Origin of the sequence: Pseudoxanthomonas spadix, assembly GCF_003703395.1 — a bacterium.
GTDB lineage: Bacteria > Pseudomonadota > Gammaproteobacteria > Xanthomonadales > Xanthomonadaceae > Pseudoxanthomonas_A > Pseudoxanthomonas_A spadix.
Map to the genome: position 1 here is coordinate 330,106 of NZ_RDQN01000003.1, position 26,211 is coordinate 356,316.

A 26,211-nucleotide genomic window follows, 5' to 3' on the forward strand; every position below is an offset into this window, starting at 1 on the left:
CGACGCACCGCGGCGCGCCAGGCGCCACGGACCGAAAAAAATGGGCGGGGGAGTGGACCGCGGCTGCGGGGCTGCCGGACGTGGGATCGGGGTGCGCGCATCAGTACGCGTTCCTTCCCGCAAATCCGGTCAGCACGGTCTGCACGATGATGCGCAGGTCCAGCAGCAGCGACCAGTGCTGCAGGTAATGCAGGTCCAGTTCGATCCGCCGCGACATCTTGTCCACCGTGTCGGTCTCCCCGCGCAGGCCGTTGACCTGGGCCCAGCCGGTGATGCCCGGCTTGATGCGGTGGCGCTGCATGTAGTCGACGACCTGTTCCATGTACTGCTGGTTGTGGGCCACCGCATGCGGGCGCGGGCCGACGATGGACATCCGCCCCTGCAGCACGTTGATGAACTGTGGCAGTTCATCCAGGCTGGTGCGGCGCAGGAACGCGCCGAAGCGGGTGAGCCGGGCGTCATCGCGGGTGGCCTGGGTCACGCTGCCGGCGTGCTCGTCATGCACGTGCATGCTGCGGAACTTCCAGACCTCGATTTCCTGGCCGTTGCGTCCGTGGCGCGACTGGCGGAACAGCACCGGGCCGGGCGAGGACAGCTTCACCCCGATGGCGATGGCCAGCATCAGCGGCCAGATCAGCAGCAGGATGAGACAGGCCAGCAGGCGGTCTTCCACCGCCTTCAGCAGGTAGGCATTGCCGTTCATCGGGGTGCTGCGCAGGTTGATCACCGGCATGCCGGCCACCTGCTCCACCGAATGGTTCAGCAGCTGCAGGCCGAACAGGTCGGGCACCATCTTGATGTCGGCGGTGGAATGGCGCAGCGCGTCCAGCACGTGGGCGATCTGGTCCTGCGCGCGCATCGGCAGGACGATCCAGACCTGGTCCACGCGGTGGGTTTCGACGAATGCCGGCAGCGCGTCCAGTTCGCCCAGGCATGGCGACTCATCCAGGTATCTGTGGCTGTTGGGCGCGGCAAACCAGCCCAGCACGTGGATGCCGGCCCAGGGCTGGGCCTTGAAGGCGCCGACGATGCGCCGGGCATTGGCGCCACCGCCGACAACCACGGCGGTGCGCTGGTCCACGCCGCGCGCGCGCAGCCGTTCGGCGGTGTGGCGCACCGCCACCCGCACCGAGATCACCGCAGCCAGGCCCAGGCCGTACCAGGTCAGCCACCACGCCCGGGACATCCCGCCAAACTGCTGGACCAGGGTGCTGTACATCACCATGCACCCAAACAGCATCGTCCACAGCGACACCACCCGGGTCAGCTCCGCGGGCAGGCCGCGGCCGCGCCAGCTGCGATAGAGCGAAGAACTGGTCAGGATGATCAGCGCGAACAGCACCGAACACAGCAGGGTCTGGCGGTAGGCCAGTTCCAGGGCGAAGCTGCCAAAGCGCAGTCGATACGCGAGCACGCCGCCGCCCACCAGCGCCATGATGTCCGTCAGCCGCAAGGTCAGGCCAAACAGTGCCGTGAACTTGCTTGCGGAGCGCGCAGCCGTTTCAGCTTCCCGCCAAATCGGTACCAGCAACATGCTCTTTCGCCCCCAGTTGGGCCGCTTTCCTGATGCAGCCGCGTCTTCCATTGGCGCCATCCCCAGGTCTCGGCAACGCTAGTCCCACAAGATCAACAACATCGGTCCCCGCAAGCAGCGCGGACGGTTGTTCTCGTGTGCAGGCAGAAAAAGGCATCTTCACTCATGGTTCGCGAAGTTGACGCGCCCATGAATGCAGCGCCCCACCTTAATGAAAAGGTGACGGACGTGCAACTTCGGTTGGCGCTAGCGGCCATGGCTGGCAGCGGGTCACTTGTCGATCTGGTCGAAGTTGTCACGGAACAGGTCGGTGTCGCGCTCGCTGGTCAGCTGGTACAGCGAATAGCGTCGCGCCAGCCGTGCGCCGCCGTCGCGGGTCAGTGGACTCCACACCACCGTGGCCCGGCCGCGGGTGGAGCGCGGCAGCAGGAAATCCATCGGCACCGAGAAATAGATGCCCTTGTCGAAGCTGCCTTCGCCAAACTCGGCTGCCGAGACGTTGGTCTTGGTCGCATAGGCGCCCATGGTGACGCCGTTGTCGAACACCCGGCCCACGTTGAGCGTCGCGCCCCAGTCGCCGGCCAGGTAGCGGCCCGCTGCCACCGACACCACCGTGCGCTGCGCGCGGCCCAGCTCGTAGTAGCCGCTGACGTGGCCGGTGGTGATCCGGTAGTCGCGGAAATCGAAGTGCTGTTCAAAGCCGCGCTGCTTGACCCAGTTCAGGTCGATGCCCAGTGCCCAGCGCTCGCCGAAGGGGCGGTACAGCAGCTCGCCGCCGGCGCCGGCGTACATCGATTCCAGCAGGCCCGCGTAGCCCATGCCGTAGAGCGCGCCGCCCAGGCTGCGGGCCGTGGTCAGCTGCAGGCTGGGCACGGTGATATCCGAGCTGGTCAGGTACTGCCGCATGTAGGTGCGCACGCGCGGCAGGTTGCTCGGCGCGTCGTAGCGGAACTTGTCGAAGTTGTTGAGCAGGTTGACGCTGACCACGCCGCTGAGCCAGGTGCGGCGGCTGAAGAAATAGCTGGCCCCATAGTCGGCCGACAACTGGTACAGGATGAAGCCATCGGGCCCGCCCAGCACCTGCCGATAGCCGGGCGCAAATCCGCCGCGGTAGCGCTGCAGCGGGGCCTGGTACAGCACCTCGCGCTGCTGCTGGGTGGGCGCGGTCAGTTCGGTCGCCCGCGCCAGGGCCTGCAGGTCGCGGTCGTGGCCCAGGTATTGCCGGAATGCGCTGCGGTTGATGCTGCTTTCGGCCACCGGCATGCCCAGGCGGGTATGGGCCAGGGTGAACCACTCGATCGGCGGGCCGACGCTGTTGTCCAGCACGCGCGCCGCGCGGCCCAGTCCCTGCGCCGGATAGAAATAGCGCACCTGTTCGCCACTGACCACCAGCTCGCTGCCGCGCACCGAGATCTGGTCGACCCGCAGGCCGGCGTTGTCGCGCAGGCGGGCGGCGACATCGGCCCAGTCGGTGCCGGCCAGCGCGGCCACGGTCTGCTCGCGTTCGGCATGGGCCTTTTCGGCGGCATCGCGGTAGGCGCGCGCCGGTGCCGGGCTGGCTTGCGCGGCGGTCGATGACGACGGGCGTGGGCGCACGGGCTCGGGCGGCGGATCGAGCAGCTTGGGCATGCCTCGCGCGCGCTTGAGGTTGTTGTGCAGCGCGATGCTGGCCATCATCGTGGTGCCGCGCTCCCAGCCCAGGCTGACATCGACGTTGCGGTTCAGTGCGTACACCACGCCGACGTTCACCGGCGTGCGCTGGCGCTGGTTGTTGTTCTGGGGTTCGTGCCGGTAATCGTTGCCGTCGTATTCCAGCTTCAGCTGCAGTGGCGCCCACGGGGTCTGGTAATGGATGCCGCCGAAGATGCCGACCCGGCCGCGGAACATGGCGCTGGTGCTGAAGTCACCGGCGGCCACCGAGCCCCCGGGCCGGGTCTTGAACCGGTCATCCAGCACGCCCAGTGGATTTCCGAAATCGCCGCGGTTGCCCAGATAGCCCGTTGCCAGGCCCAGGCTGGCATCGAAGGCACCAAAACGCTTGCTGGCCACCAGGTATTCGCCGGCAAACAGGCCGGTGCCACCGATGTCGCGGATGCCCAGGGCCACGTCGGGCAGCCAGCGGCTTTCCTTCCACAGGCGGACCTTCACATCGATCGACTTGTCCTTGTAGTTCTGGTCGCCGGCGATGGCCGGGCCATACCGGCGGTTGGCCACCGAGGTGTAGCGGAAGCTGCCTTCCAGCCAGGAGAAGGGCTGCAGGGCGATGTTGTAGCGGCTGTAGGGCGAGACATGGCTGGCGCTGAAGGCCAGCTCGCCCTCCTCGGCCATGCGCGCGCTGGGAGTCTGCAGCAGGCCCACGCCGCCCCAGTCGCTCTGCGAGGACAGGGCCTGGGCGTGCGCGCCGCCGGCCAGGCCAAGGCCCAGCGCGGCCAGGATCTGGCGGCTGAGCCTGCAGCTGAGGGGGCGGCCGGAGTTCATGGCGACCCGGCCGGCGCGGGCAGTGGCTGGGTGGCGATGAAGGCCGCAAATTCGCGGTTGAAGTCCGGGTCGACCTTGCCCACGGCGCGCTCGGCCAGCGGCACATACACCGTGGCCCCCGGCGCCAGGGCCTGGGGCGGGCTGCGATTCCAGGCCGCGATGCCGACCGTTTGCACGTGCCCGTCCGGCTGCACGACATAGACCTGGTCGCGGTCCGCGGCCCGGCTGCGGGCACAGGCGGGCAGGTAGACGGCCACGTCCTGCAGTGGGACATGCGGCAAGGTGCAGTCCTGGACCACCGCGCCGACCACGGCAATGGTGCTGGGACGAAGCGGATAGACAAAGTGGTCGCCGTCGGCGAGCAGGCCGTTGGCGGCCAGGTCCAGTTCCAGCCGGCGGGGCTCCAGCTGCACCACCACGCGCCCGGTGGCCGCTCGCCCGGCCAGCCACGCGCGCAGGCGCGAGGCGTCCTGGGACAGCGGCGCATCGGCCGAGGCCGGATCGGCCAGCAGATCCAGGTCGTACAGCAGGCCGGCCTTCAGCCGGACCTGGGCCTCGATCTGGCTGCGGCGCATGAGCGCGGCGCCCAGCGGATAGGCCAGTTCGGTCGGCCGCGCGTCCAGGACCGCATCGGCCAGGCGGGCGCCGGCGCCGAAGGTGCGGGTGCCGGGGACTGCGACCGCGCCCTGCACGCTGGCCTGGACGGTCTGCGCCCGCGCATCGGCCAGGGCTAGCGCAAGCACAAGCACAAGCACAAGCAACATGACCAGGCCAGGTCCGCGCCTCATCGCTGCGGCCTGTAGGGTTTGAGCTGGGTGATCTCCACGCTCAGGCCGGGGGCGACCAGCTGGCGGCTCTTCCAGATCTCGCCGCTGGCCGGATCGACCCAGTACTGGTTGAGCGCGCGCAGGCCCGGGCCTTCCAGCGCTTCTTCGAAATGATCCAGCTGCCTGTCCGTGCCCAGGATCCGGACCGTCTCGCGGCCGCGGCGGACCAGGCGGCCGCGCACCACCGCGCCGTAGCGGTAGCCCGGCATCCAGTCATAGCGGCGGATCACGGTCGTGGCCTGCGCAGCGCGGGTCAGCTCGTCGAACGGGTTGTCGCCTTCGATCCGGATCTGCATGGCGTCCTGGGCAAAGCCGGTGCTTCCAACCAGCAGGCCATCGCGCAGATACACCATGTGCCGGTCGTTGCTGTACCAGGAGGTCTGCCCGGCGTCGTCATTGCCCAGCACCATCAGCGCGCTGCCATCGGGCCAGTTGAGCAGGATCTGCGCGTAGGGCAGGGCCGCCACCTGGGCCGGGGTCGGGGCAAGCTCGCGATGGCTGGCCACGATCGTGCGCAGCGCGTCGTAGCTTGCGCGGCTGGTGGTGCTGCAGCCAGCCAGCGCCGCCAGCGCCACGGCGCAGGCGAGCAACCGGCGTCGACCGGCCGCAAGCCGTCGGGGGCGATGAATCGGGGGGGCACTCATGCGCGCGCTTACGACCGGGCCGACGGCGGCGTCAGTTGGACAGGTCGTTCTTGCTGCTCGCTGCGCTGCTGATGATCCCCGAGAAGGGCAGCAACTGGCTCACGAAGCGGCTCCAGCGCGTGATTCCCGCCGCCCCCACAAACACCACATCGCCCGGAAGCAGTTTGAACTGGCTGGCCACGGCAAAGGCCGCCGGTGACCTGGCTTCCAGCTGGTAGACCGCCGAAGGGGTCTGCTGCAGGTCGGCCGAACCCCGGATGACATAGACCGCGTTGCCGTTGGCAGTCGGTTGCGCCAGCCCACGGGCACGGCCCAGCGCCTGGCTCAGGCTGATGTTGCCGGTCTTGAAGTTGAGCGCGCCGGGTGCAATGACCTCGCCGACCACGAAGACTTCCTTGGCATCGAGGAAGGGCACGTACACCTGGTCGTCCTTCTTCAGGTAGATCGTGCTGCCGGCCTGGCTGTCCAGGTCGATGGTGTAGGTCACGCCGTCGCGGATCAGGCGCACGCCGGACAGATCGGCAGATTCGGGATTGAGCCCGGCCTGGCTGACCGCATCGCTCAGGGTCAGCGGCACCACGGTGAGCGGGATCGCGGAGGACTGGTTGACCGCGCCGGTGATCCACACGCGCTGGCTGGCGTAGGAAAGCACCGTGACGTCCACCTGCGGGGACTCCACATAGCGGGCCAGTTTGGACATGAGCTGGTCACGCAGGGCCTGCGGGGTCATGCCGGCGGCCTGGATCATGCCGACGTAGGGGTAAAACAACGTACCGTCGGACTGGACCGGGCGCCCGGCCGCGTTGAGCTGTTGCTGTGGGCCGGCCGGGACCGTCAACTCCGGATGGTCCCACACCGTGATGTACAGCACATCACCGGGGCCGATGGTGTAACTGGGTGGCCGGTAGCTGGTGAGCGCCTCGGGCAGCTGCGGCACCTCGCGCGCGGCGCGGTCCATGGCCACCAGCTTCGGGGTGATGCCGATGACCTCCACCTGGTCATCGCCGACGGTCTGCATCTGGTTGGGTCCACCGGCCTGCCGACGCATGTGCTGGCCAGGTGCCCAGGCGCAGCCGCTGATCAAGAGGGCCGCCGCTGCGGCCGCGACAACAACGCGCGGGAACTTCATTGCAGACTCCATTTCACACATTTATAACAGCGGAATGCTGCCCATAAAAAACCCGCCGAGCCAGCCCAGCGGGTTATTTGGCCCCCGGTCCAGGGGCCTGATGCGGTTCAGTTCGTGGTACCGGTGGTTCCAGTCGTGCCGGTCGTACCGGTCGTGCCGGTCGTGCCGCCGGTACCGCCGGTGCCGTCACCGCCGCCATTGTCATTGCCGTCATCACCGCCGCCGCCACCGCCACCCGAGGCGGCCGCCGCGCCCACTGCGGCAACACCTGCCACGATGCCGATGGTCGCTGCGGTGCTGAGGCCGGCGCCGACCGCCACGCCGGTCCCGGCCGCGCCGCCAGCGACTGCACCGCTGCCAGCCGCACTGCTGCCAGCTGCACTGCTGGCGGAAGAACCTTCAGCGCCCGAGGCCGGCGTGGTCGCGGGCTGCTGGGCAGGCTGCGGCTGCGGGGTTGGCTGCGGAGCCTGCTGCTGGGCGAGGCTGGTGGAGGACAGGGCCAGAAGTGCCGCCATGCCGACTGCATTCACGAGCTGCTTCATGATGTACCCCTTGCGCCGTCGATGGGTTTAACAAAGATTAAAGCTAGGCGCCTGGGTCCGCCCTGTCAAGCTTGGCCCGGCGCGGGCTCATCGGGGCGGGCTGCGGCAGGCATCTCGGTCGCAGTGGTGCAGCATGCGCTACCCTGTGGCGGCTGCAGCCTGGGGCCGCCAGGCATCGAGCAGGGGAATCGGGGACGCGTGTTTCGCAAGATCTTGTTTGTCTGCGTAGGCAACATCTGCCGCAGTCCGACCGCCGAAATCATGATGCGGCATGCGCTCGGGCGCGATGACATGGACATCGGCTCGGCCGGCCTGCAGGCAATGGTTGGCCATCCCATCGAAGCCACCGCCGGCCTGTTGCTGCGCGAGCGCGGCCTGGACGGCAGTGCGCATGTCGCCCGCCAGGCCACGCCGGCCCTGCTGACTGCGGCCGACCTGATCCTGGTGATGCAGCGCAGGCACCTGGCCGACATCAGTCGCGACCTCCCGCAGGTCAGCGGCAAGGTCTTCCTGCTGGGAAAGTGGCGCGAAAACTGCGAAATTCCTGATCCCTACCGGCAGCAGCGTGTCGCCTTCGAACACGTCTATGACCTGATCGCCGACAGCGTGGCGAGCTGGGTTCCCTACCTGCGGTAGTTTTTTTTTATCCAAGAGAGAACAGCCTGAATGAGCAACGACCTGAGTGCCAACTCCGCACAGGATGAAGATGAGATCGACCTGCGCGAACTGGTGGGCGTGCTGCTGGACCACAAATGGCTGATTGCGGGCATTACCGGGCTGTTCTTCGTGGTCAGTGTCGCCTACGCGCTGCTCGCAGCGCCGGTGTACCAGGCCCAGGCCATGGTCCAGGTCGAATCCAAGATGCCCTCGATTCCCGGCCTGGCCGACCTGTCCTCGCTGGGGATGGACGGGTCCAGTTCGGCGGCGACCACCGAAGTGGCGCTGATCACCTCGCGCGCGGTGGTGGGCAAGGCGGTGGATCAACTGAAGCTGGACACGCAGGTCGCGCCCAAGCGGTTGCCGCTGCTGGGGGATTTCCTTGCGCGGCGGTTCAAGCCGGAGACCGAAGGCGCGGTCGCCCCGCCCCTGCTCGGCCTGAACCGCTACGGCTGGGGTGGAGAGCGTCTTGCGATCGCCAGGCTGGCGGTGCCCGAGGCCATGCTTGGTTCGCCGATGACCCTTGAAGTGGGCGATGCGGCGGGCCGGTACACCTTGTTTGACGAAGAAGGCGAGGTGCTGCTCGAGGGCCAGGTTGGCGAGGAGGCCCGCGGGCACCAGGTGACCCTGCTGGTCGAGTCGCTGGCCGCCAACCCCGGCACCCATTTCAGTGTCACCCGGCAGCGTCGGTTGAACGTGGTCACCTCGCTGCAGGAGCAGGTCAAGGCGTCCGAGCAGGGCAAGGAGTCCGGCATCCTGCAGCTGAGCTATCAGGATGAGGACCCCGACCTGGCTGGCAGGTTCCTGCAGGAAGTGGCCGAGGCCTATGTGCGCCAGAACGTGGACCGCAATTCGGCCGAAGCCTCCTCGCAGCTGAGTTTCGTCAGGGAGCAACTGCCGGTCGTGCGCCGCCAGGTCGAGGCGGCGCAGGCGGCGATGAACGCCTACCAGACCCAGGCCAAGTCGGTCGACATCACCATGCAGACCCAGGGCCTGCTGGAGCAGCAGGTCGCGGTCGAGACCAGCATCCAGCAGCTGCACATGCAGCAGGCCGAAATGGATCGCAGCTTCACCCGTGAACACCCGGCCTACCGCGCGCTGCTCAAGCAGATCGCCGAGCTGGAAAGCCGCAAGGCTGGCTTCAATCGGCAGGTCGGCGAACTGCCAGACACCCAGCAGGAACTGCTGCGGCTGAGCCGCGACCTGCAGGTCAGCAACGAGTTGTACACCGCGCTGCTCAACCAGGCCCAGCAGCTGGACGTGGCCCGCGCCGGCACTGTCGGCAACGTCCGCATCATCGACGCTGCCGCGGTGGATGTGACCCATCCGGTGAAGCCGCGCCGGTCGCTGGTGGTGCTGGTCGGCACCCTGCTGGGCGCCTTCCTGGCGGTGGGTCTGGTGTTCCTGCGCCGGATCATGAACCCTGGCATGGAAGATCCCTCGCAGATCGAGGAGCTGGGCCTGCCGGTGTACGCGGTCATTCCGCTGAGCCCGGCCGAGGACCTGCTGGAGCGCGGCAAGCGCCGTCGGCGCGGTCGGCGCAGCAGCCGCAGCACGCAAGGCCGCCTGCACCTGCTGGCGGTCAATGCGCCGGCCGACCCGGCGGTGGAAGCGATCCGCAGCCTGCGCACCAGCCTGCATTTCGCCATGCTGGAAGCCAAGAACAACGTCCTGATGATCTCCGGTCCGCGCCCCAGCGTGGGCAAGACCTTCGTCTCGGCCAACCTGGCCGCGGTGATCGCCCAGACGGGACAGAAGGTGCTGGTGATCGATGCGGACATGCGCAAGGGCACGCTGCACAAGGTGCTGGACGTGGTGCCCGGCGCCGGGCTGTCCGACCTGCTGGTGGGCAAGGCCGACCAGGCCGCGACCATCCACCCGCTGGAGCAGGTGCCGAACATGTACTACATGACGCGCGGCGAGATCCCGCCCAACCCGTCCGAGCTGCTGATGCACCCGCGCTTCACCGCGCTGCTGGAATCGATCTGCTCGCAGTTCGACCTGGTCATCATCGATACCCCGCCGATCCTGGCGGTGACCGATGCGGCCATCGTCGGCCAGCACGCCGGCTCGTCGCTGCTGGTCACCCGGTTCGGCGTGAACCAGCCCAAGGAAGTGCTGTTGACCAAGAAACGCTTCGAGCAGAACGGCGTGCAGATCAAGGGCGCGATCTTCAACGCGGTCGAAAAGCGGGTCACCGGCTACTACAGCTACGGTTACTACGAGTACAAGTCCGGCGGCGCCAGCGCCTGATCGCGCCGGTCGGACGGGAGCGGGAAACGGCGCCGAGGTGGCGCCGTTTCACTGTCCGCAGGGTCGAACCGGAACGGGCTGTCGATCAGGGGCGATGCCGGCGCGCGCTTGCATGCCGGCTGGCGGGCGCGCCTTCAGCGCATCGTCGGGCTCACCACAGGGCATCGCGCAGCTTGTACCAGCCCATCGCCGCCACCAGCAGCGGCGTGCGCAGCGCCTGGCCACCGGGGAACGGCGCGTGGCCGATCTTCGCAAACAGGTCCAGCCGCTGCGCCTGGCCGGCAATGGCCTGGGCAATCAGCTTGCCGGCCAGTCCGGTGGCGACCACGCCGTGGCCGGAGAAGCCTTGCGCGAAGTACAGGTTCGGTTGCAGCCGGCCCCAGTGCGGCGCTCGGTTGAGCGAGATGTCGACCAGGCCGCCCCACACGTACTCCAGCGGCACCTCCTTCAACTGCGGGAAGACGCCGGCGATGCGCCGGCGCATGATCCCCTGCAGGTCGCCCGGGTCGCGCCCGGAATAGCTGGCGCGCCCGCCGAACAGCAGCCGGTGGTCATGGCCGAGCCGGTAGTAATCCAGCGCCCAGGCGGTATCGGCCACGGCCATGTCGTTGCCGATCAGGGCGCGCGCGCCATCCTCGCCCAGCGGCGCGGTGGCGGCGATGTAGGTGCCGACCGGCATGATCCGCGACTCCAGCTCCGGGGCGATGCCGTGCAGCAGCGCGTTGCCGGCCAGCACGGCGAAATCGCAATGCACCTCGCCCTGGGTGGTCCTGAACAGCGGACGTGCGCCGCGCACCAGCGTGGTCACTTCGGACTGCTCGAAGACCTGCACGCCAGCCTCGATGGCGGCGCGGCCCAGGCCCAGCGCATAGGCCAGCGGATGCAGGTGCCCGCTGACCGGGTCATACAGCGCGCCCAGGTAGCGGTCGCTGGCCAGCGTCTGGCGCAGGCGTTGCCGGTCCCACCATTGGACCGGATGGTCGTAGCGCGTATTGAAGTGCTCGACCATGGCCTGCAGCTCGCGCTGCTGGCGGGGTTTCAGCGGGACGGTGGCGTGGCCGGGGCGCCAGTGCGCCTGGATGTCGTGCTGGGCCAGACGGCCATGCAGCCAGTCCAGGCCTTCGCGCGAGAGGTCGAACATGCGCCGCGCATCGTCCGCGCCGACCAGGGCTTCCAGCTTGCGCTCGCCACAGCCGAAGCCGACGATCGCCTGGCCGCCGTTGCGGCCCGACGCGCCCCAGCCGATCTGCCGGGCTTCCAGCACCACGACGCGATAACCGGCTTCGGCCAGTTCCAGTGCGCAGGCCAGGCCGGTGTAGCCGGCACCGAGCACGCACACATCGCAGTCGATGCGGCCGGCCAGCGCGGGCTGGACGGGCAGGGGCGTGGTGCTGGCGGCGTACCAGCTGGGCGGGTAAGCCGAGGTCATGTCACGTGCCGAGGCGGGTGGACGGGGCCAGCGCAGCGCAGTGTCTGGACCCCTTCTCCCCCACGTGCGGGGGAGAAGATGCCCGCAGGGCAGATGAGGGGGGCTGTTGCTTGGGGATCCGGCGCTTGGCTGTGGGCTTCGGTGCGGGCTCTGGAGGCTGTCAGGGCCCGGTCTTCGGCGGCCCCCTCACCCCGGCCCTCTGCTTCGCACCCCGGCCCGCGCCAGCGGCGCGAGCGCTCCAAGGCACGCGCGCCAGTGGCGCGCAAGCCGTGCCTTCTCGCCCCGCGGGCGGGGGAGAGGGGGCAAAGCGGGACTGCGTGCTCGTTCCGGCAGGCGGGGGAGCGGACCACCCGCGAGCCGACGTGCTGCGGGAGCTGCTCAGACTGCACGCAGGTACCAGGCGTATTCCAGGTCGGTGACCTGGGTCTCGAAGCTGCGCAGTTCCTTGAGTTTCTGCTGGCCGTAGATGTGGCGGAAGCGCTCGCCGAACTGGCGGGCGATGAACTGGCTGGTCAGAAAATCGTCGATCGACTGGCGCCAGTGCGGGCTGCGGTTCTCGGTCTGCTGGTAGGCGTTGCCGACGATCGGTGGGCCCGGGTCGAAGCGATGTTCCAGTCCGTGCAGCATGCCGGCCAGTACCGCCGCGCAGGCCAGGTAGACATTGGCGTCGGCGCCGGCGATGCGGTGTTCGATGCGGGTGTTGCTGGCATCGCTGTGCGGGATGCGCATGGCCACGGTGCGGTTGTTGAAGCCCCAGGTCTCACCCAGCGGGACGAAGGCGTTCAGCACGTAGCGGCGGTAGCTGTTGGCATGCGGGGCGAACAGCAGCATGGTGTCGCGGGCGCTGGCCTGCAGGCCGCCGATGGCGTGCCTGAGGGCGTCGGCGGGCGCGGCCTGGCTGCCGGCGAAGAGGTTGTGGCCGTCGCGGTCCAGCACGCTCACGTGCACGTGCAGGCCATTGCCGGCCTGGTCTACCAGCGGCTTGGCCATGAAGCTGGCTTGCAGGCCTTGGCGCTGGGCCACCGCCTTGATGGTGCGCTTGAGCATCAGCGCCTCGTCGCAGGCGCGCAGTGCATCGGCGCGATGCTTGAGGTTGATCTCGAACTGGCCCGGCGCATATTCGGCCACGGCCGTGTCGGCCGGAATCTCCTGCACCGCGCAGGCGCTGGACACCGCGTCGATGAAGTCGCGGTTGTCGTCCAGGTCCTCCATGTAATAGACCTGGGTCGACGCGTTGCGCGCGCCGGTGCTGGGGTTGATCGCGGTCTGTGGGCGGCCATCGGCACCGGGCAGGCGGTCGAACAGGTAGAACTCCAGTTCGATCGCCACCACCGGGGTCAGGCCGCGCTCGGCGAAGCGCTGCACCACCCGGCGCAGGACCTCGCGCGGGTTGGCCTCGAATGCGCCACCGGCGCCGTCCTCCATCGCCAGCAGCAGTTGCGCCATCGGTCGTGGCGACCACGGCACCGGGCGCAGCGAGCCGGGCACCGGCCGGCAGATCCGGTCCTCGTCGCCGATGTCGTAGCCCAGCCCGGTTTCCTCGACGGTGTTGCCGGTGATGTCGGTGGCGATCAGTGACATCGGCAGGCACACCCCGTCGCTGTAGACCTTGTCCAGCGCGTCGGCGGTGATGCGCTTGCCGCGCAGCAGGCCGTTCATGTCCGGCAGCAGCAGGTCGACCGCTTGCAGGTCGGGGAGCGCGGCCAGGGTGGCGGCATCGCGGGCGCGCAGGGCGTGGTCTGAGGCGTCGGAAAAGGCGGTCATGGCGGCCTCGGGAATGGTGCAGGCCAGCTTATCAGGGTGCGGCGCTGTCAAGAATACTCAACAGTCGGCGGTTTCCAGGCAGCAAAATGGCCCTTGATGTCGGCGAAACCCCGGTCACAGGCGCTGGGCGTGTTGTAAAAATAAAACGCCCACGCTACTTTGCGGCAACGCCCCACGCCCGCCGAGTCACGCATGGCCAAGCCGCCGCTGATCGGAATTCCCACCGACCGCACCCAGATCGGGCTGCACCCGTTTGTGGCGGTCGGCGAGAAATATGTGCGCGCGGTGGTCGATGGCGCCGGCGGGATTCCGCTGCTGTGGCCGGCGCTGAGTCCGCCGCTGGATCCGGCCGTGCTGCTGGAGACGGTCGATGGCCTGTTGTTGACCGGCGCGGTCAGCAACATCGAGCCGCATCACTATTCCGACGAGCCCAGCTGGGAGGGCAACCTGCACGACCCGGCGCGCGATGCCACCACGCTGCCGCTGGTGAGCGCAGCGCTGGCGGTCGGCGTGCCGATGCTGGCGGTCTGCCGTGGCTTCCAGGAGGTCAATGTGGCCCTGGGCGGCACCCTGCACCAGAAGGTCCACGCGGTGCCCGGCCTGATGGACCACCGCGAGGACCAGCAAGCGTCTCTGGACGTGCAATATGGTGCAGCCCACGTCGTGAGCCTGGCCCCCGGCGGCCTGCTGGCCGCAGTTGGCGGCGCGCAGCAACAGGTCAACTCGCTGCACGGGCAGGGCATCAAGCGGCTGGCCGAGGATCTGGTTGTTGAAGCCACCGCCCCGGACGGGCTGGTCGAAGCCTTCCGCCATGGCGGCGCCACCTTCCTGCTGGGCGTGCAGTGGCATCCGGAGTGGAAGCTCACCCAGAACCCCTTTTATGCCGGCATCTTCCGTGCGTTTGGCGATGCCTGTCGCGCCCGTGCCCGTCTTCGCCGCGAGCTTGCCTTCGCATGAGTCGCCGCCTGGTCCAACGCGCCACCCCGATCGAGCAGCCGGAGAATTCGCTGCGCCGCTGGCTCAAGGAGCGACGCATCACCGAGGTCGAATGCCTGGTGCCGGACATCACCGGCATCGCCCGCGGCAAGATCATCCCGGCCGACAAGTTCAGCCACGACTACGGCACCCGCCTGCCCGAAGGCATCTTCGCCACCACCGTCACCGGCGACTATCCGGACGACTATTACGAACTGACCAGTCCGTCGGATTCGGACATGTTCCTGCGCCCGGATCCGTCCACCGTGCGCATGGTGCCGTGGGCCGCCGATCCGACCGCGCAGGTGATCCACGACTGCTGGACCAAGGACAACGTCCCGCACGAGCTGGCCCCGCGCAACGTGCTGCGACGCGTGCTCAAGGCCTACGAGGATGCCGGGCTGCAGCCGGTGGTGGCGCCGGAGCTGGAGTTCTTCCTGGTGCAGAAGAATACCGACCCGGATTTCCCGCTGCTGCCGCCGGCCGGCCGCTCCGGCCGTCCGGAGACCGCGCGCCAGTCGTATTCGATCGACGCGGTCAACGAGTTCGACCCGATCCTGGACCTGATGTACGACTACTGCGATGCGATGGAACTGGACGTGGACACGCTGATCCATGAATCCGGCGCCGCCCAGCTGGAGGTCAACTTCACCCATTCCGATGCCTTGAGCCGCGCTGACCAGGTGTTCCTGTTCAAGCGCACCATGCGCGAGGCGGCGCTGCGCCACGGCATCTACGCCACCTTCCTGGCCAAGCCGATGGAGAACGAACCGGGCAGCGCCATGCACATCCACCAGAGCGTGCTGGACCGCAAGACCGGCAAGAACGTGTTCGCCGGCAAGGTGGAAGGCAAGGAGAGCAAGACCTTCCATCACTACATCGGTGGCCTGCAGAAGTACGCGCCGCTGACCATGGCCTTCTTCGCCCCCAACGTGAATTCCTACCGGCGCCTGGCGATCGGCCAGGTCGCGCCGATCAACGTGCAGTGGGGTTACGACAACCGCACCTGCGGCCTGCGCGTGCCCAAGGACACCCTGGAGAACACCCGCGTGGAAAGCCGCTTCGCCGGCTCGGACGCCAACCCGTACCTGGCCATGGCCGCGACCCTGGCCTGCGGTCTGATGGGCATCCAGGAAAAGCTCAAGCCCACCACGCCGCTGGCGACCAGCGCCCAGGACCTGGGTTTCGAACTGCCGCGCTCGCTGGGCGAGGCGCTGGACGAACTGGAAGCGGCGACGATGCTGCACGAGCTGCTGGGCCCGCGCTTCGTGCGCGCCTACATCTCGGTCAAGCGCAAGGAGTACGAGACCTTCTTCCGGGTGATCAGCTCGTGGGAACGGGAGTTCCTGTTGTTGAACGTGTGAGGGGTGGTGCTGAGTCGGTGTTCGGGAACGGCGCAGAGCAACAGCTTTTCGCGTCAGGCGCCGACGCGAGCCGCCATGGCTGCGCCGTAAAGCAACGGCAACGGCAACGGCAGATTGCATTGAATCTTTCCAACGCCTGTTCTGACCAATCAAAGAAGAAGGACTGATGGACATCCAACAAACCCGCATCCTCCAGGGCCTCGATGCCGCCCACCACCTGCATCCGTTCAACGACAACGGCGCGCTGGCGGCCAAGGGCACCCGGATCCTGACCAGGGGCCTGGGCTGCTACGTCTGGGATGCCGAGGGCAACAAGCTGCTCGATGCCTTCGCCGGGCTTTGGTGCGTCAACATCGGCTACGGGCGCAGCGAGCTGGGCGAGGCGGCGTCCAGGCAGATGACCCAGCTGGCCTACTACAACAGCTTTTTCCAGTGCACCACCGAGCCGACGATCCGGCTGGCGGCCAAGCTGGCCGAACTGACCCCCGGCGATCTCAACCATGCCTTCTTCGTCAATTCCGGCTCGGAAGCCAACGACACCATCCTGCGGCTGGTGCGCCATTTCTGGGCGGTGCAGGACCAGCCGCGCAAGAACATCTTCATCGGCCGCCACAACGGCTACCACGGCACCACCATGGCCGGCGCCAGCCTGGGCGGGATGAAGGGCATGCACGGCCAGGGCGGCCTGCCGATCCCCGACATCCACCACATCGAGCCGCCGTTCTGGTTCTATGACGGCGGTGACCTGTCCGAGGACGAATATGGCCTGGTCGCCGCACGCCGGCTGGAAGACAAGATCCTGCAGCTTGGCCCCGAGCGGGTGGCCGCCTTCATCGGCGAGCCGATCATGGGCGCGATTGGCGTGTACATCCCGCCACGCACCTACTGGCCCGAAGTGGAGCGCATCTGCCGCAAGTACGACGTGCTGCTGGTGGCCGACGAGGTGATCTGCGGGTTCGGCCGCACCGGGCAATGGTTCGGCTCGCAGTATTTCGGCTTCCAGCCGGACGTCATGCCGATCGCCAAGGGCATCACCTCCGGCTACATCCCGCTGGGCGCGGCGATGTTCAACGATCGGGTGGCCGGCGTGCTCAAGGACCAGGGCGGCGAGCTGGCCCACGGCGCCACCTATTCCGGCCATCCGGTGTGCGCGGCGGTGGCGCTGGAGAACATCCGCATCCTGCAGGAGGAGAAGATCGTCGAGACCGCGCGCGACCACATCGCCCCGTACCTGGCCCAGCGCTGGGCCGAGCTGGGCGAGCATCGGCTGGTCGGCCAGGCGCGCATCGCAGGGCTCATGGGCGCGCTGGAACTGGTCCCGCACAAGGGCCAGCGCACAACCTTTGCCGAGCGCGGTACAGTGGGCACGCTGTGCCGCGACAACGCGTTGCGTCACGGCCTGATCCTGCGCGCCACCTATGATTCGATGCTGCTCTCGCCGCCGCTGGTGATCACCCGCGCGCAGGTGGACGAGCTGTTCGACAAGGCCTGGAAGGCGCTGGACGAGACGGCCGAGGCGATTGCAATCTGAAGTTCCCTGGGGAGGGATCAACGCGCGAGCCGCACCGGTGTGTGGACCGCACTTCCTGTCCAACGCCCCGCATGGGGCCGCAAGTGGAGAGACGCGATGAAGTTGCGATTGCTGTATGTGATGGTGGCGGCGGCGACACTGGCCGCCTGCAGTGGCGGCGACAAGGCACCAGAGACATCGGCCGCAGGTGACCAGGAGCCGGCCGCCGGCGGCGGCTCCAAGACGGTCAACGTCTACAACTGGTCCGACTACATCGCCGAGGACACCAATGCCAACTTCGAGAAGGCCACCGGGATCACCGTCACCTACGACGTGTTCGACAGCAACGAGGTGCTGGAGGCCAAGCTGCTGGCTGGCTCCAGCGGCTACGACGTGGTGGTGCCCTCGCTGAACTTCCTGGGCCGCCAGATCCAGGCCGGCGTGTTCATGCCGCTGGACAAGAGCAAGATCCCCAACAGCGCCAATCTCGACCCGGAGATGATGAAGCGGATCGAGAAGCAGGACCCGGGCAACAGGTACGCCGTGCCCTACATGTGGGGGACCACCGGCATCGGCTACAACGTGGACAAGGTCAAGGCCGCCTTCGGCAACACCGATGTCGCCAACAGCTGGGACCTGGTGTTCAAGCCGGAGAACCTGGCCAAGCTCAAGGACTGCGGGGTGACCTTCCTGGATACCCCCAGCGAGATCGTGCCGATCGCGCTGAACTACTTGGGCGAGGATCCCAACAGCACCGATCCGAAGGTGATCGACAAGGCCGCCGCGCTGCTCAAGACCATCCGGCCGTCGATCAGCCAGTTCCATTCGTCCTCCTACATCGATGCGATGGCCAACGGCGATACCTGTCTTGTGGTGGGCTGGTCCGGTGACGTGATCCAGGCGCGCGACCGCGCCGAGGAAGCGGGCAACGGGGTCAAGATCGCTTATGCGATCCCGAAGGAAGGCGCGCCGCTGTGGTTCGACATGCTGGCCATCCCCAAGGACGCCAGGAACGTGGACAACGCCTACGCCTATATCAACTACCTGCTTGATCCGCAGGTGATGGCCAACAACTCCAACTTCATCAGCTATCCCAACGCGGTTCCCAAGGCCAAGGAGTTGATGGACGAGCAGATCACCTCCGATCCGACCATCTATCCGCCACCGGAAGTGGCCGCCAAGCTGTTCACCTTCGCAATCATTCCGCCGGAAGTGGACAAGCAGTACACCCGGCTCTGGACCGACCTGAAGACCAACAGGTAAGCCGTCGCGGGGCAGGCCACCGGGCCTGCCCCGCGCGCCGTGCGGCAGAGGCAAGGTCTGCGCACGCACCAGGAGACGCACGCCACGCACCGCCGGCCGCACGCGCCGCGCGGCACCAGACAGCGACGGGGACCGACATGGCAGCAGTGGAACAGCACGCGGTTTCGGGCCACGGGCCCTTGCACCTGCCCGGCGCGGAAGGCTATCTGCGCATCGAGAACGTGCGCAAGGAGTTCGACGGCTTCGTGGCGCTGGACGACATCACCCTGTCGATCCGCAAGGGCGAGATCTTCGCGCTGCTGGGCGGCTCGGGCTGCGGCAAGTCCACGCTGCTGCGCTGCCTGGGCGGGTTCGAACATCCCACCGCCGGGCATATCTTCCTGGACGGCCAGGCGCTCAACGGCCTGCCGCCGTACGAGCGGCCGATCAACATGATGTTCCAGTCCTACGCGCTGTTTCCGCACATGACGGTCGAACAGAACATCGCCTTCGGGCTCAAGCAGGACCGCATGTCCAGGGCCGACATCGCCAGGCGCGTGGAGGAAATGCTGGCGCTGGTGCAGTTGAACAAGCTGGCCAGGCGCAAGCCGCACCAGCTCTCCGGCGGCCAGCAGCAGCGCGTGGCACTGGCGCGCTCGCTGGCCAAGGGGCCCAAGCTGCTGCTGCTGGACGAGCCGATGGGCGCGCTGGACAAGAAGCTGCGCACCCTGATGCAGCTGGAGCTGGTTTCGATCATCGAAAAGACCGGGGTGACCTGCGTGATGGTCACCCACGACCAGGAAGAGGCCATGACCATGGCCACCCGCATCGCGCTGATGGATGCCGGACGCATCCGCCAGGTCGGCCCGCCCGATGAAATCTACGAGCAGCCGGCCACCCGCTTCGCCGCCAGCTTCATCGGCTCGGTCAACATGATTGACGCGGTGATCGACCAGGATGAGCCGGAATTTGTGACCCTGCGTTCGCCACAGCTGGAGACGGCCATCTACATCGGCCACGGCATTTCCGGTTTCGAAGGGCAGCAAGTGTCCTTCGCGGTGCGCCCGGAAAAACTCGGCATCGGCAAGGACGAACCGGCGCAGGCGCACAACAAGGCCCGCGGCGTGATCGAGGACATCGCCTATTTCGGCAGCCACTCGGTCTATCACGTCAAGCTGGCCACAGGCTTCACGATCATGGCCAACTTCGCCAACGTCCAGCGCTGGGCCAGCGAAGGCATGACCTGGGGCGACACGGTGTGGGTGTGGTGGGGCGACAACGACGGCGTGGTGCTGACCCAATGAGCGCGGCCAGCGTCTTCCACGCGCTGCGCAAGCTGACCCCCGGACCGCGCTGGGGGGTGATCGGCATTCCCTACCTGTGGATGCTGGTGTTCTTCGCCATCCCGTTCCTGATCGTGCTGAAGATTTCCTTCGCCCGGCTGGCCATTGCGATGCCGCCGTACACGCCGATCCTGGAAATCGACGGCGCCGAGGTCGCGCTCACGCTCAACCTGTCCAACTTCCTGCAGCTGGGCGCGCTGCAGAACGGCTACATCGCCGCCTACTGGAGTTCGATCGAGATCGCGGCCATTGCGACCTTGCTGACCCTGCTGGTCGGCTATCCGATGGCCTACGTCATCGCCAGGCTGCCGACCTCGAGCCGCAACACCGCGATGATGCTGGTGGTGTTGCCGTCGTGGACCTCGTTCCTGATCCGGGTCTATGCGTGGATCGGCATCCTCAAGAGCAGCGGGCCGGTCGGGCGCCTGCTGGAAAGGATCGGGGTGATCGACGCGCTGCAGTCGCTGGGCTGGATCGAGGGCCGGCAGATCCTGTACACGCCGCTGGCCACTTACATCGGCATCGTCTATTGCTACCTGCCGTTCATGGTGCTGCCGCTGTACACCAACCTGGTCAAGCATGACGGGCACCTGCTTGAAGCGGCCTACGACCTGGGCGCGCGGCCCTGGAAGGCGTTCCTCAGGATCACCTTGCCGCTCTCGCGCGCCGGCATCATTGCCGGCTGCATGCTGGTGATGATCCCGGCCGTGGGCGAGTTCGTGATCCCTGAACTCCTGGGCGGCCCGGACACGCTGATGATCGGCCGGGTGCTGTGGAACGAGTTCTTCGCCAACCGCGACTGGCCGCTGGCCTCGGCAGTGGCCATCGCCATGCTGCTGCTGTTGATGATCCCGATCGTGATCTTCAACCGCGTCCAGCAGCGCCAGATCGAAGGCAGGCTGACGTGAGCATGGTCGGACGTGCGCGCTGGCCGAGCTGGATCATCCTGGGTCTGGGATTTGCCTTCCTGTACCTGCCGGTGCTGCTGTTGATGCTGTGGAGCGTCAACAGCTCGCGCCTGGCCACGGTGTGGGCGGGGTTTTCGTTCAAGTGGTACGGCGAGCTGCTGCGCGATGCGTCGATGCTGGAGGCGGCCTGGGTCAGCCTGCGCATCGCGTTCTGGACGGCCTGCGCTTCGGTGGTGCTGGGGACCCTGGCGGCGCTGGTGATGACGCGCATGCGCCGCTTCCCCGGCAAGACCCTGTTTGGCGGGTTGATCACCGCGCCGCTGGTCATGCCCGATGTGATCATTGGCCTGTCGATGCTGCTGATGTTCGTCTCGCTGGGTGATCTGTTCCATTTCCAGCCCAAGGGCATGCTCTCGATCTGGATCGCCCATACCACCTTCGCGCTGGCGTTCGTCACCGTGGTGGTGTCCTCGCGCATGGCCGAGCTGGACAAGTCGCTGGAAGAGGCCGCGATGGACCTGGGCGCCAACCGGATCAAGGTGTTCTTTCTGATCACCCTGCCGATCATCGCCCCGGCCCTGGTGTCCGGCTGGCTGCTGGCCTTCACCCTGTCGCTGGACGACGTGGTGATCGCCAGCTTCGTCTCCGGTCCCAGCTCGACCACGCTGCCGGTGAAAGTGTTTTCCTCGGTGCGCCTGGGGCTGAGCCCCAAGATCAACGCGCTGGCCACGTTGATGATTGCCATCGTCTCGGTCTGCGCCTTCATCGGCTGGTGGCTGATGTCGCGCAGCGAAAAGCGCCGCCGGCGGGACATTCAGCTGGCACTGCAGGAACATGATTGACAAGAAGTGGGACTTCGAGTTTCACTTTCACAACGTCATGCGGTTGTCGTGATCTAGCATCCGGCGGCGTATTTGCACGGCATTGAGGCCGGCATCTCGGCCGCCCGGTGCCTGGTGCAGGTCGGGCCCATACCCATCCCACCCAGCAGGACCTGCCGCCTTGAGCCAACACGAAGACGACGACCACAACGACCAGGCACGCGCCCGGGACAAGGATCGAGGCAAGGATCAAGGCAGGGATCAAGGCAGGGATAACGGGCAGGGCGGGGCTGACGGCCAGGCGGGTGGCGCGGACAAGGACGGTCCTGGAAAGCCTTCGCCGCTGAAGAATCCGAAAGTGAAATGGACCCTGATCGTGGCCGGCATCGTGGCCCTGGTGCTGCTGATTGCCTGGCTGGTCTACCACCTGCTGGTCGGCCGCTACCTGCAGGAAACCAACGATGCCTACCTGCAGGCCGATTCGGTCGCCGTGGCGCCGCGGGTCAATGGCTACGTCACTGCGATCTACGTGCAGGACCACGCCTGGGTGAAGGCCGGCCAGCCACTGCTGCAGATCGACGACCGCACCTATCGCGCGCAGCTGGAACAGGCCCAGGCCGCCGTGGCCCTGCGCCAGGCCGACATCGAGGCCGCCCAGGCCGGCCTGGACGGTTACCGTGCCCAGCTGGCGCAGTCGCGTACCCAGGTCACCTCGGCCGCGGTCCAGCTGAAGTTCGCCAATGCCGAGGTCGCCCGCTTCGCGCCGCTGGCCGCCTCCGGCGCCGACACCCACGAGCACCAGGAGCAGCTGCAGCAGCAGCGCGACCAGGCCAAGGCCCAGTACGAGGCGGCCATGGCCCAGGTCACCAGCGCGCAGAGCCAGATCGCCGCGGGCGAGGCGCAGCTGGAGCAGGCCCGGGCCGGTCTGAAGCAGGCCCAGGCCAACGTCGACCAGGCCCAGGTGGCGGTGGAGGACACCCACCTGAAGGCTGCCATCGACGGTCGGGTGGGCGACAAGACCGTGCAGGTCGGCCAGTTCCTTGGTGCCGGCACGCGCACCATGACCATCGTGCCCATCCATGCGCTGTACCTGACCGCCAACTACAAGGAAACCCAGGTCGGACTGATGCGCGAAGGCCAGCCGGTGGAGATCGAAGTGGACGCGCTGCCCGGGGTCAGCCTGCAGGGCCATGTGCAGAGCCTCTCGCCCGGCACCGGCGCGCAGTTCGCACTGCTGCCGCCGGAAAACGCCACCGGCAACTTCACCAAGGTCGTGCAGCGGGTGCCGGTGCGCATCCGCGTCGAAGCCGGTCCAGAGGCGCGCAAGGTGCTGGTGCCGGGCATGTCGGTGATCGCCACGGTCGATACGCGCTCGGCCAGGGACGCCAGGGAGCGCACCGAGGACGAAGCCGAACGTCAGGACGCCGCACGCCCGTGAGCGCGACCGGCGCCAGCGCAGGCGGCAGGGCGCAGTCCGGCGGCGCACAAAAAGCCGACACAGGCGCCTGGCTGGCCGTGGCCGCCGGCACCATCGGCTCGTTCATGGCGACCCTGGATATTTCCATCGTCAATGCCGCCCTGCCCACCATCCAGGGTGAAGTCGGCGCCAGTGGCACCGAGGGCACCTGGATTTCCACCGCCTACCTGGTCAGTGAGATCGTGATGATCCCGCTGACCGGCTGGTTCGTGCGCACCCTGGGGCTGCGCAACTTCCTGCTGATCTGCGCGGTGATGTTCACCGCGTTCTCGGTGATGTGCGGGCTGGCCACCTCGTTGCCGATGATGATCATCGGCCGGGTCGGCCAGGGCTTTGCCGGCGGCGCGCTGATCCCCACGGCGCTGACCATCGTGGCCACCCGCCTGCCGCCGTCGCAGCAGACCCTGGGCACGGCGCTGTTCGGCATGACCGTGATCATGGGGCCGGTGATCGGTCCGCTGCTGGGCGGCTGGCTGACCGAGAACGTCAGCTGGCACTACGCGTTCTTCATCAACGTGCCGGTGTGCCTGGGCCTGCTGGCGCTGCTGCTGCTGGGCCTGGAACACGAGCAGGCCAACTGGGCCGGGCTGCTGGAGGCGGACTGGCTGGGCATCTTCGGCCTGACCGCCGGGCTGGGCGCGTTGACCGTGGTGCTGGAGGACGGCCAGCGCGAGCGCTGGTTCGAGTCGACGTTCATCGTGTGGCTGTCGGCGCTGGCGGCGGTGGGTTTGGCCGCGCTGCTGCTGTCGCAGTTCATCAGCCGCGAACCGGTGATCCAGCTCAAGGTGCTGCTCAACCGCAGCTTCGGCGCGGTGTTCCTGATGATACTTGCGGTTGGCATGATCCTGTTCGGCGTGATGTACATGATCCCGCAGTTCCTGGCGATGGTCTCCGGCTACAACACCGAGCAATCCGGCTACGTGCTGCTGCTGGCCGGCCTGCCCACGGTGTTGCTGATGCCATTCATGCCACGCCTGCTGCAGACGGTGGACGTGCGCGTGCTGGTGATCAGCGGGCTGCTGTGCTTCGGCGCGGCATGCTTCATCAATATCGATCTGACCGACGAAAGCGTCGGTACCGACTTTGTCGCCGGCCAGTTGCTGCAGGGCTGCGGCCTGGCGCTGGCGATGCTCTCGCTCAACCAGGCCGCCATCAGTGCGGTGCCGACCGAATTGGCCGGCGATGCCTCGGGCCTGTTCAACGCCGCGCGCAACCTGGGCGGCTCGATCGGCCTGGCCCTGATCTCCACGTTCCAGGACCGGCGCCTGACCTATCACACCCAGGTCCTGGGCAGTGCCACCACGGCCAATTCGCCGCTGGGCCAGGACTACATGCAGCAGCTCAGCGGCGCGCTGCAGGGCAGCGGCGCCGATGCGCCGATGCAGGCGATCGGCGCGTTTGCGCAGACCGTCCAGCTGCAGGCGCTGGTGATGACCTACAACGACCTGTTCTGGATCTTCGGGGTGATCGTGGCCTGTTCGATCCCGCTGGCCTTCCTGCTCAAGCCTTTGCCGAAAGGGGCACACCTTGCAATGCACTGATCTGTCCGGTGTGCGCAGCGCACTGCTGGCGCTGACGGCGCTGCTGCTGGCCGGCTGCGTACTGGGCCCCAACTACGTGCGTCCGGAGGTCGCGCCCGCGGCGGTCAACGCGCCGCAGCTGCATCGCGCCGCCAATGCCGGGGTGGTCAGCGCGTTGCCGCCCAGCCGCTGGTGGCTGCAGCTGAACGATCCGCAGCTGACCTGGCTGATCGACACCGCGCTGGCGCACAGTCCCAACCTGCGCGCCGCCGATGCGCGGGTGCGTGCCGCGCGCGGACTGGCTGCGCAGCGTCGCGCCGAGCGCCTGCCGCAGGTCGGCGCGCTGGGCGCCTACGCGCGGGTGGAGGCGCCGGACTCGGCCGAGGACGCCAGCCGTGATGCCGCCGAGGGCCTTGCCCAGGCGACCGATCCGGCGACTGGCACGGCCATCCGCCAGGCCAGCGAGAACCTGGAGCTGGACGAGGACCTGTATGTGGCCGGGTTCGACGCCAGCTGGGAGCTGGATTTTTTCGGGCGCCGGCGCCGCGCATTGGAAGGTGCCGCTGCCCAGGCCGAGGCCGCGCAGGCGCAGCTCGCCGACGCCCAGGTGCGCCTGGCCGCCGAGATCGGCCAGGTCTACGTGAACTACCGCGGCCTGCAGCAGCGCATCGACCTTGGCCAGGGCAACGTGGTCAGCGCGCAGCGCTCGCTGGAGCTGACCCAGCAGCGGCGCGGTCGCGGTGCCGCCTCGGACCTGCAGGTCGAGCGCATGCGCGGCCAGCTGCAGCAACAGCAAGCGATGCTGCTGCCGCTGCAGGCCCAGCGCGAAGCGGCGCTGGACCAGCTGGCGCTGATGATCGGCCAGGTGCCCGGTGCGCTGGATGCGCGCCTGGCTGCGCAGCAGCCGATTCCGCAGCTGCCGGCGCAGGTCAGGGTCGATGATCCGGCCGCGCTGATCCGCCGTCGCCCCGACGTGCGCCAGGCTGAACGTGAGCTGGCCGCTTCAAACGCCCAGATCGGCCAGGCGCTGTCGGGCTATTTCCCGCAGGTCACGCTGGTGGGCAATTACGTGGCGGTGGGGACCTCGCCGGGTGATCTGGGCGGCGATTCGACGGCGACGTTGCTTGCACCGATGCTGCGCTGGTCGATCTTCGATTTCGGCCGGATCAAGGCGCAGGTCGCCCAGGCGCGCGCCGGCACCGAAGCTCGCCTGGCCGCATACGAAAACACGGTGCTGGCCGCGCTGCAGGACGCCAACACCGCGCTGTCCAACCTGGGTTCGGCGCGCAGGCAGGCGCTGGTGGCGCAGCAGGCGCAGACCTCGGCCGATCGTGCTTCGGAACTCATGCAACAGCGCAACCACGCCGGCGCCTCGTCCTTGGTTGACCTGCTGGACGTGCAGCGCCAGCAGCTGTCGGCCACCGACCGCGCCGTGCAGGCGCAGGTCCAGCTGGTGGTGGATTTCATTGCCCTGCAGAAGAGCCTGGGCCTGGGCTGGCAGGACGCGCCGGTGCCGGGTGCCGCCCAGCCCGATACTGCCTCCCGCTGACCTCGACTCAAGTTGTGGGAGCCGCGGCGAAGCGGTCTTCCCGGTCTGTCCCGATCGCCGCCGTGGCGGCTCCCACCGGCAGATCGCGCACGCGGCAAGTGCGCCGGTCCGCCTGGCTGGACCCTGCCCAAACTCGGCAGTTCCCAGGGCAGAGCGGATCCTGCCCAACGGGACACTTCAGCTGGCTGAAGCGGCCTGTCGGGGGGGGGGGGCGGCCACGGCAGGCACGACCCTCTAACGGCGCC

General features: G+C 67.7%; 20 protein-coding genes. 12 read left to right on the forward strand and 8 right to left on the reverse strand.

Features of this window, described 5'->3' with window-relative positions:
* Positions 1 to 100: 100 nt before the first annotated feature.
* From D9R12_RS06725 to D9R12_RS06750, 6 genes are all read right to left on the reverse strand, one after another.
* The gene (locus tag D9R12_RS06725; RefSeq protein ID WP_244671788.1) at positions 101 to 1,453 is read right to left on the reverse strand and encodes an undecaprenyl-phosphate glucose phosphotransferase; all 1,353 of its coding nucleotides are present in this window, start codon (positions 1,451 to 1,453) and stop codon (positions 101 to 103) included.
* 351 nt (positions 1,454 to 1,804) lie between these two features.
* A complete protein-coding gene (locus D9R12_RS06730) occupies positions 1,805 to 4,012 on the reverse strand; it encodes a YjbH domain-containing protein (RefSeq protein ID WP_014160353.1) in 2,208 nt (735 codons plus the stop codon).
* A complete protein-coding gene (locus D9R12_RS06735) occupies positions 4,009 to 4,776 on the reverse strand; it encodes a capsule biosynthesis GfcC family protein (protein ID WP_122229442.1) in 768 nt (255 codons plus the stop codon). Before D9R12_RS06735 ends, D9R12_RS06730 begins: the two co-directional genes overlap by 4 nt.
* A gap of 20 nt (positions 4,777 to 4,796) precedes the next feature.
* Complete coding sequence (locus tag D9R12_RS06740) at positions 4,797 to 5,483, reverse strand: YjbF family lipoprotein (RefSeq protein WP_122229222.1); 687 nt, start codon at positions 5,481 to 5,483, stop codon at positions 4,797 to 4,799.
* 31 nt (positions 5,484 to 5,514) lie between these two features.
* Entirely contained in the window at positions 5,515 to 6,612 is a 1,098-nt protein-coding gene (locus D9R12_RS06745; RefSeq protein ID WP_014160356.1) for a polysaccharide biosynthesis/export family protein, read from the reverse strand.
* Between the two features lie 107 nt (positions 6,613 to 6,719).
* Complete coding sequence (locus tag D9R12_RS06750) at positions 6,720 to 7,154, reverse strand: hypothetical protein (protein ID WP_122229224.1); 435 nt, start codon at positions 7,152 to 7,154, stop codon at positions 6,720 to 6,722.
* A gap of 198 nt (positions 7,155 to 7,352) precedes the next feature.
* Here D9R12_RS06750 and D9R12_RS06755 point away from each other — a divergent pair, with 198 nt between their 5' ends.
* Both D9R12_RS06755 and D9R12_RS06760 read left to right on the forward strand, forming a co-directional pair.
* Positions 7,353 to 7,790, forward strand: coding sequence for a low molecular weight protein-tyrosine-phosphatase (locus D9R12_RS06755; protein ID WP_122229226.1), 438 nt, complete (start codon positions 7,353 to 7,355; stop codon positions 7,788 to 7,790).
* A gap of 30 nt (positions 7,791 to 7,820) precedes the next feature.
* Complete coding sequence (locus D9R12_RS06760; RefSeq protein ID WP_122229228.1) at positions 7,821 to 10,064, forward strand: polysaccharide biosynthesis tyrosine autokinase; 2,244 nt, start codon at positions 7,821 to 7,823, stop codon at positions 10,062 to 10,064.
* A 151-nt stretch (positions 10,065 to 10,215) separates the two neighbouring features.
* On the opposite strand, the gene D9R12_RS06765 is transcribed toward D9R12_RS06760, so the two are convergent.
* A complete protein-coding gene (locus D9R12_RS06765; RefSeq protein ID WP_122229230.1) occupies positions 10,216 to 11,493 on the reverse strand; it encodes an NAD(P)/FAD-dependent oxidoreductase in 1,278 nt (425 codons plus the stop codon).
* 378 nt (positions 11,494 to 11,871) lie between these two features.
* Positions 11,872 to 13,257 (reverse strand): glutamine synthetase family protein, encoded by a 1,386-nt coding sequence (locus D9R12_RS06775; RefSeq protein ID WP_122229232.1) that lies wholly within the window; start codon positions 13,255 to 13,257, stop codon positions 11,872 to 11,874.
* Positions 13,258 to 13,449: 192 nt separating this feature from the next.
* Here D9R12_RS06775 and D9R12_RS06780 point away from each other — a divergent pair, with 192 nt between their 5' ends.
* The 10 genes from D9R12_RS06780 (at position 13,450) to D9R12_RS06825 (ending at position 25,966) form a co-directional block, all read left to right on the forward strand.
* Entirely contained in the window at positions 13,450 to 14,214 is a 765-nt protein-coding gene (locus D9R12_RS06780) for a gamma-glutamyl-gamma-aminobutyrate hydrolase family protein (protein WP_122229234.1), read from the forward strand.
* The gene (locus D9R12_RS06785; protein ID WP_122229236.1) at positions 14,211 to 15,596 is read left to right on the forward strand and encodes a glutamine synthetase family protein; all 1,386 of its coding nucleotides are present in this window, start codon (positions 14,211 to 14,213) and stop codon (positions 15,594 to 15,596) included. Before D9R12_RS06780 ends, D9R12_RS06785 begins: the two co-directional genes overlap by 4 nt.
* A 166-nt stretch (positions 15,597 to 15,762) precedes the next feature.
* Positions 15,763 to 17,127, forward strand: a complete 1,365-nt coding sequence (locus D9R12_RS06790; RefSeq protein WP_122229238.1) for an aspartate aminotransferase family protein — start codon at positions 15,763 to 15,765, stop codon at positions 17,125 to 17,127.
* Positions 17,128 to 17,223: 96 nt separating this feature from the next.
* Positions 17,224 to 18,369, forward strand: a complete 1,146-nt coding sequence (locus tag D9R12_RS06795; protein WP_122229240.1) for a polyamine ABC transporter substrate-binding protein — start codon at positions 17,224 to 17,226, stop codon at positions 18,367 to 18,369.
* A 137-nt stretch (positions 18,370 to 18,506) separates the two neighbouring features.
* On the forward strand, positions 18,507 to 19,652 hold the full coding sequence (locus tag D9R12_RS06800; protein WP_244671789.1) for an ABC transporter ATP-binding protein: 1,146 nt from the start codon (positions 18,507 to 18,509) through the stop codon (positions 19,650 to 19,652).
* Positions 19,649 to 20,599 (forward strand): ABC transporter permease subunit, encoded by a 951-nt coding sequence (locus D9R12_RS06805; protein WP_014160367.1) that lies wholly within the window; start codon positions 19,649 to 19,651, stop codon positions 20,597 to 20,599. The genes D9R12_RS06800 and D9R12_RS06805 overlap by 4 nt, the downstream gene beginning before the upstream one ends.
* A gap of 2 nt (positions 20,600 to 20,601) precedes the next feature.
* On the forward strand, positions 20,602 to 21,441 hold the full coding sequence (locus D9R12_RS06810) for an ABC transporter permease subunit (protein WP_122229244.1): 840 nt from the start codon (positions 20,602 to 20,604) through the stop codon (positions 21,439 to 21,441).
* A gap of 160 nt (positions 21,442 to 21,601) precedes the next feature.
* Entirely contained in the window at positions 21,602 to 22,858 is a 1,257-nt protein-coding gene (locus tag D9R12_RS06815; protein WP_122229246.1) for an HlyD family secretion protein, read from the forward strand.
* Positions 22,855 to 24,438, forward strand: a complete 1,584-nt coding sequence (locus D9R12_RS06820) for an MDR family MFS transporter (protein WP_122229248.1) — start codon at positions 22,855 to 22,857, stop codon at positions 24,436 to 24,438. The genes D9R12_RS06815 and D9R12_RS06820 overlap by 4 nt, the downstream gene beginning before the upstream one ends.
* Before the next feature lie 10 nt (positions 24,439 to 24,448).
* The gene (locus D9R12_RS06825; protein ID WP_122229250.1) at positions 24,449 to 25,966 is read left to right on the forward strand and encodes an efflux transporter outer membrane subunit; all 1,518 of its coding nucleotides are present in this window, start codon (positions 24,449 to 24,451) and stop codon (positions 25,964 to 25,966) included.
* The last annotated feature ends 245 nt before the right edge of the window (positions 25,967 to 26,211 follow it).

Coding starts and splice junctions, on each gene's coding strand:
- D9R12_RS06730 (WP_014160353.1), bottom strand. CDS start 4,012: ATGAACTCCGGCCGCCCCCTCAGCTGCAGGCTCAGCCGCCAGATCCTG.
- D9R12_RS06735 (WP_122229442.1), bottom strand. CDS start 4,776: ATGTTGCTTGTGCTTGTGCTTGTGCTTGCGCTAGCCCTGGCCGATGCG.
- D9R12_RS06740 (WP_122229222.1), bottom strand. CDS start 5,483: ATGAGTGCCCCCCCGATTCATCGCCCCCGACGGCTTGCGGCCGGTCGA.
- D9R12_RS06745 (WP_014160356.1), bottom strand. CDS start 6,612: ATGAAGTTCCCGCGCGTTGTTGTCGCGGCCGCAGCGGCGGCCCTCTTG.
- D9R12_RS06750 (WP_122229224.1), bottom strand. CDS start 7,154: ATGAAGCAGCTCGTGAATGCAGTCGGCATGGCGGCACTTCTGGCCCTG.
- D9R12_RS06760 (WP_122229228.1), top strand. CDS start 7,821: ATGAGCAACGACCTGAGTGCCAACTCCGCACAGGATGAAGATGAGATC.
- D9R12_RS06765 (WP_122229230.1), bottom strand. CDS start 11,493: ATGACCTCGGCTTACCCGCCCAGCTGGTACGCCGCCAGCACCACGCCC.
- D9R12_RS06775 (WP_122229232.1), bottom strand. CDS start 13,257: ATGACCGCCTTTTCCGACGCCTCAGACCACGCCCTGCGCGCCCGCGAT.
- D9R12_RS06780 (WP_122229234.1), top strand. CDS start 13,450: ATGGCCAAGCCGCCGCTGATCGGAATTCCCACCGACCGCACCCAGATC.
- D9R12_RS06785 (WP_122229236.1), top strand. CDS start 14,211: ATGAGTCGCCGCCTGGTCCAACGCGCCACCCCGATCGAGCAGCCGGAG.
- D9R12_RS06790 (WP_122229238.1), top strand. CDS start 15,763: ATGGACATCCAACAAACCCGCATCCTCCAGGGCCTCGATGCCGCCCAC.
- D9R12_RS06795 (WP_122229240.1), top strand. CDS start 17,224: ATGAAGTTGCGATTGCTGTATGTGATGGTGGCGGCGGCGACACTGGCC.
- D9R12_RS06800 (WP_244671789.1), top strand. CDS start 18,507: ATGGCAGCAGTGGAACAGCACGCGGTTTCGGGCCACGGGCCCTTGCAC.
- D9R12_RS06805 (WP_014160367.1), top strand. CDS start 19,649: ATGAGCGCGGCCAGCGTCTTCCACGCGCTGCGCAAGCTGACCCCCGGA.
- D9R12_RS06810 (WP_122229244.1), top strand. CDS start 20,602: ATGGTCGGACGTGCGCGCTGGCCGAGCTGGATCATCCTGGGTCTGGGA.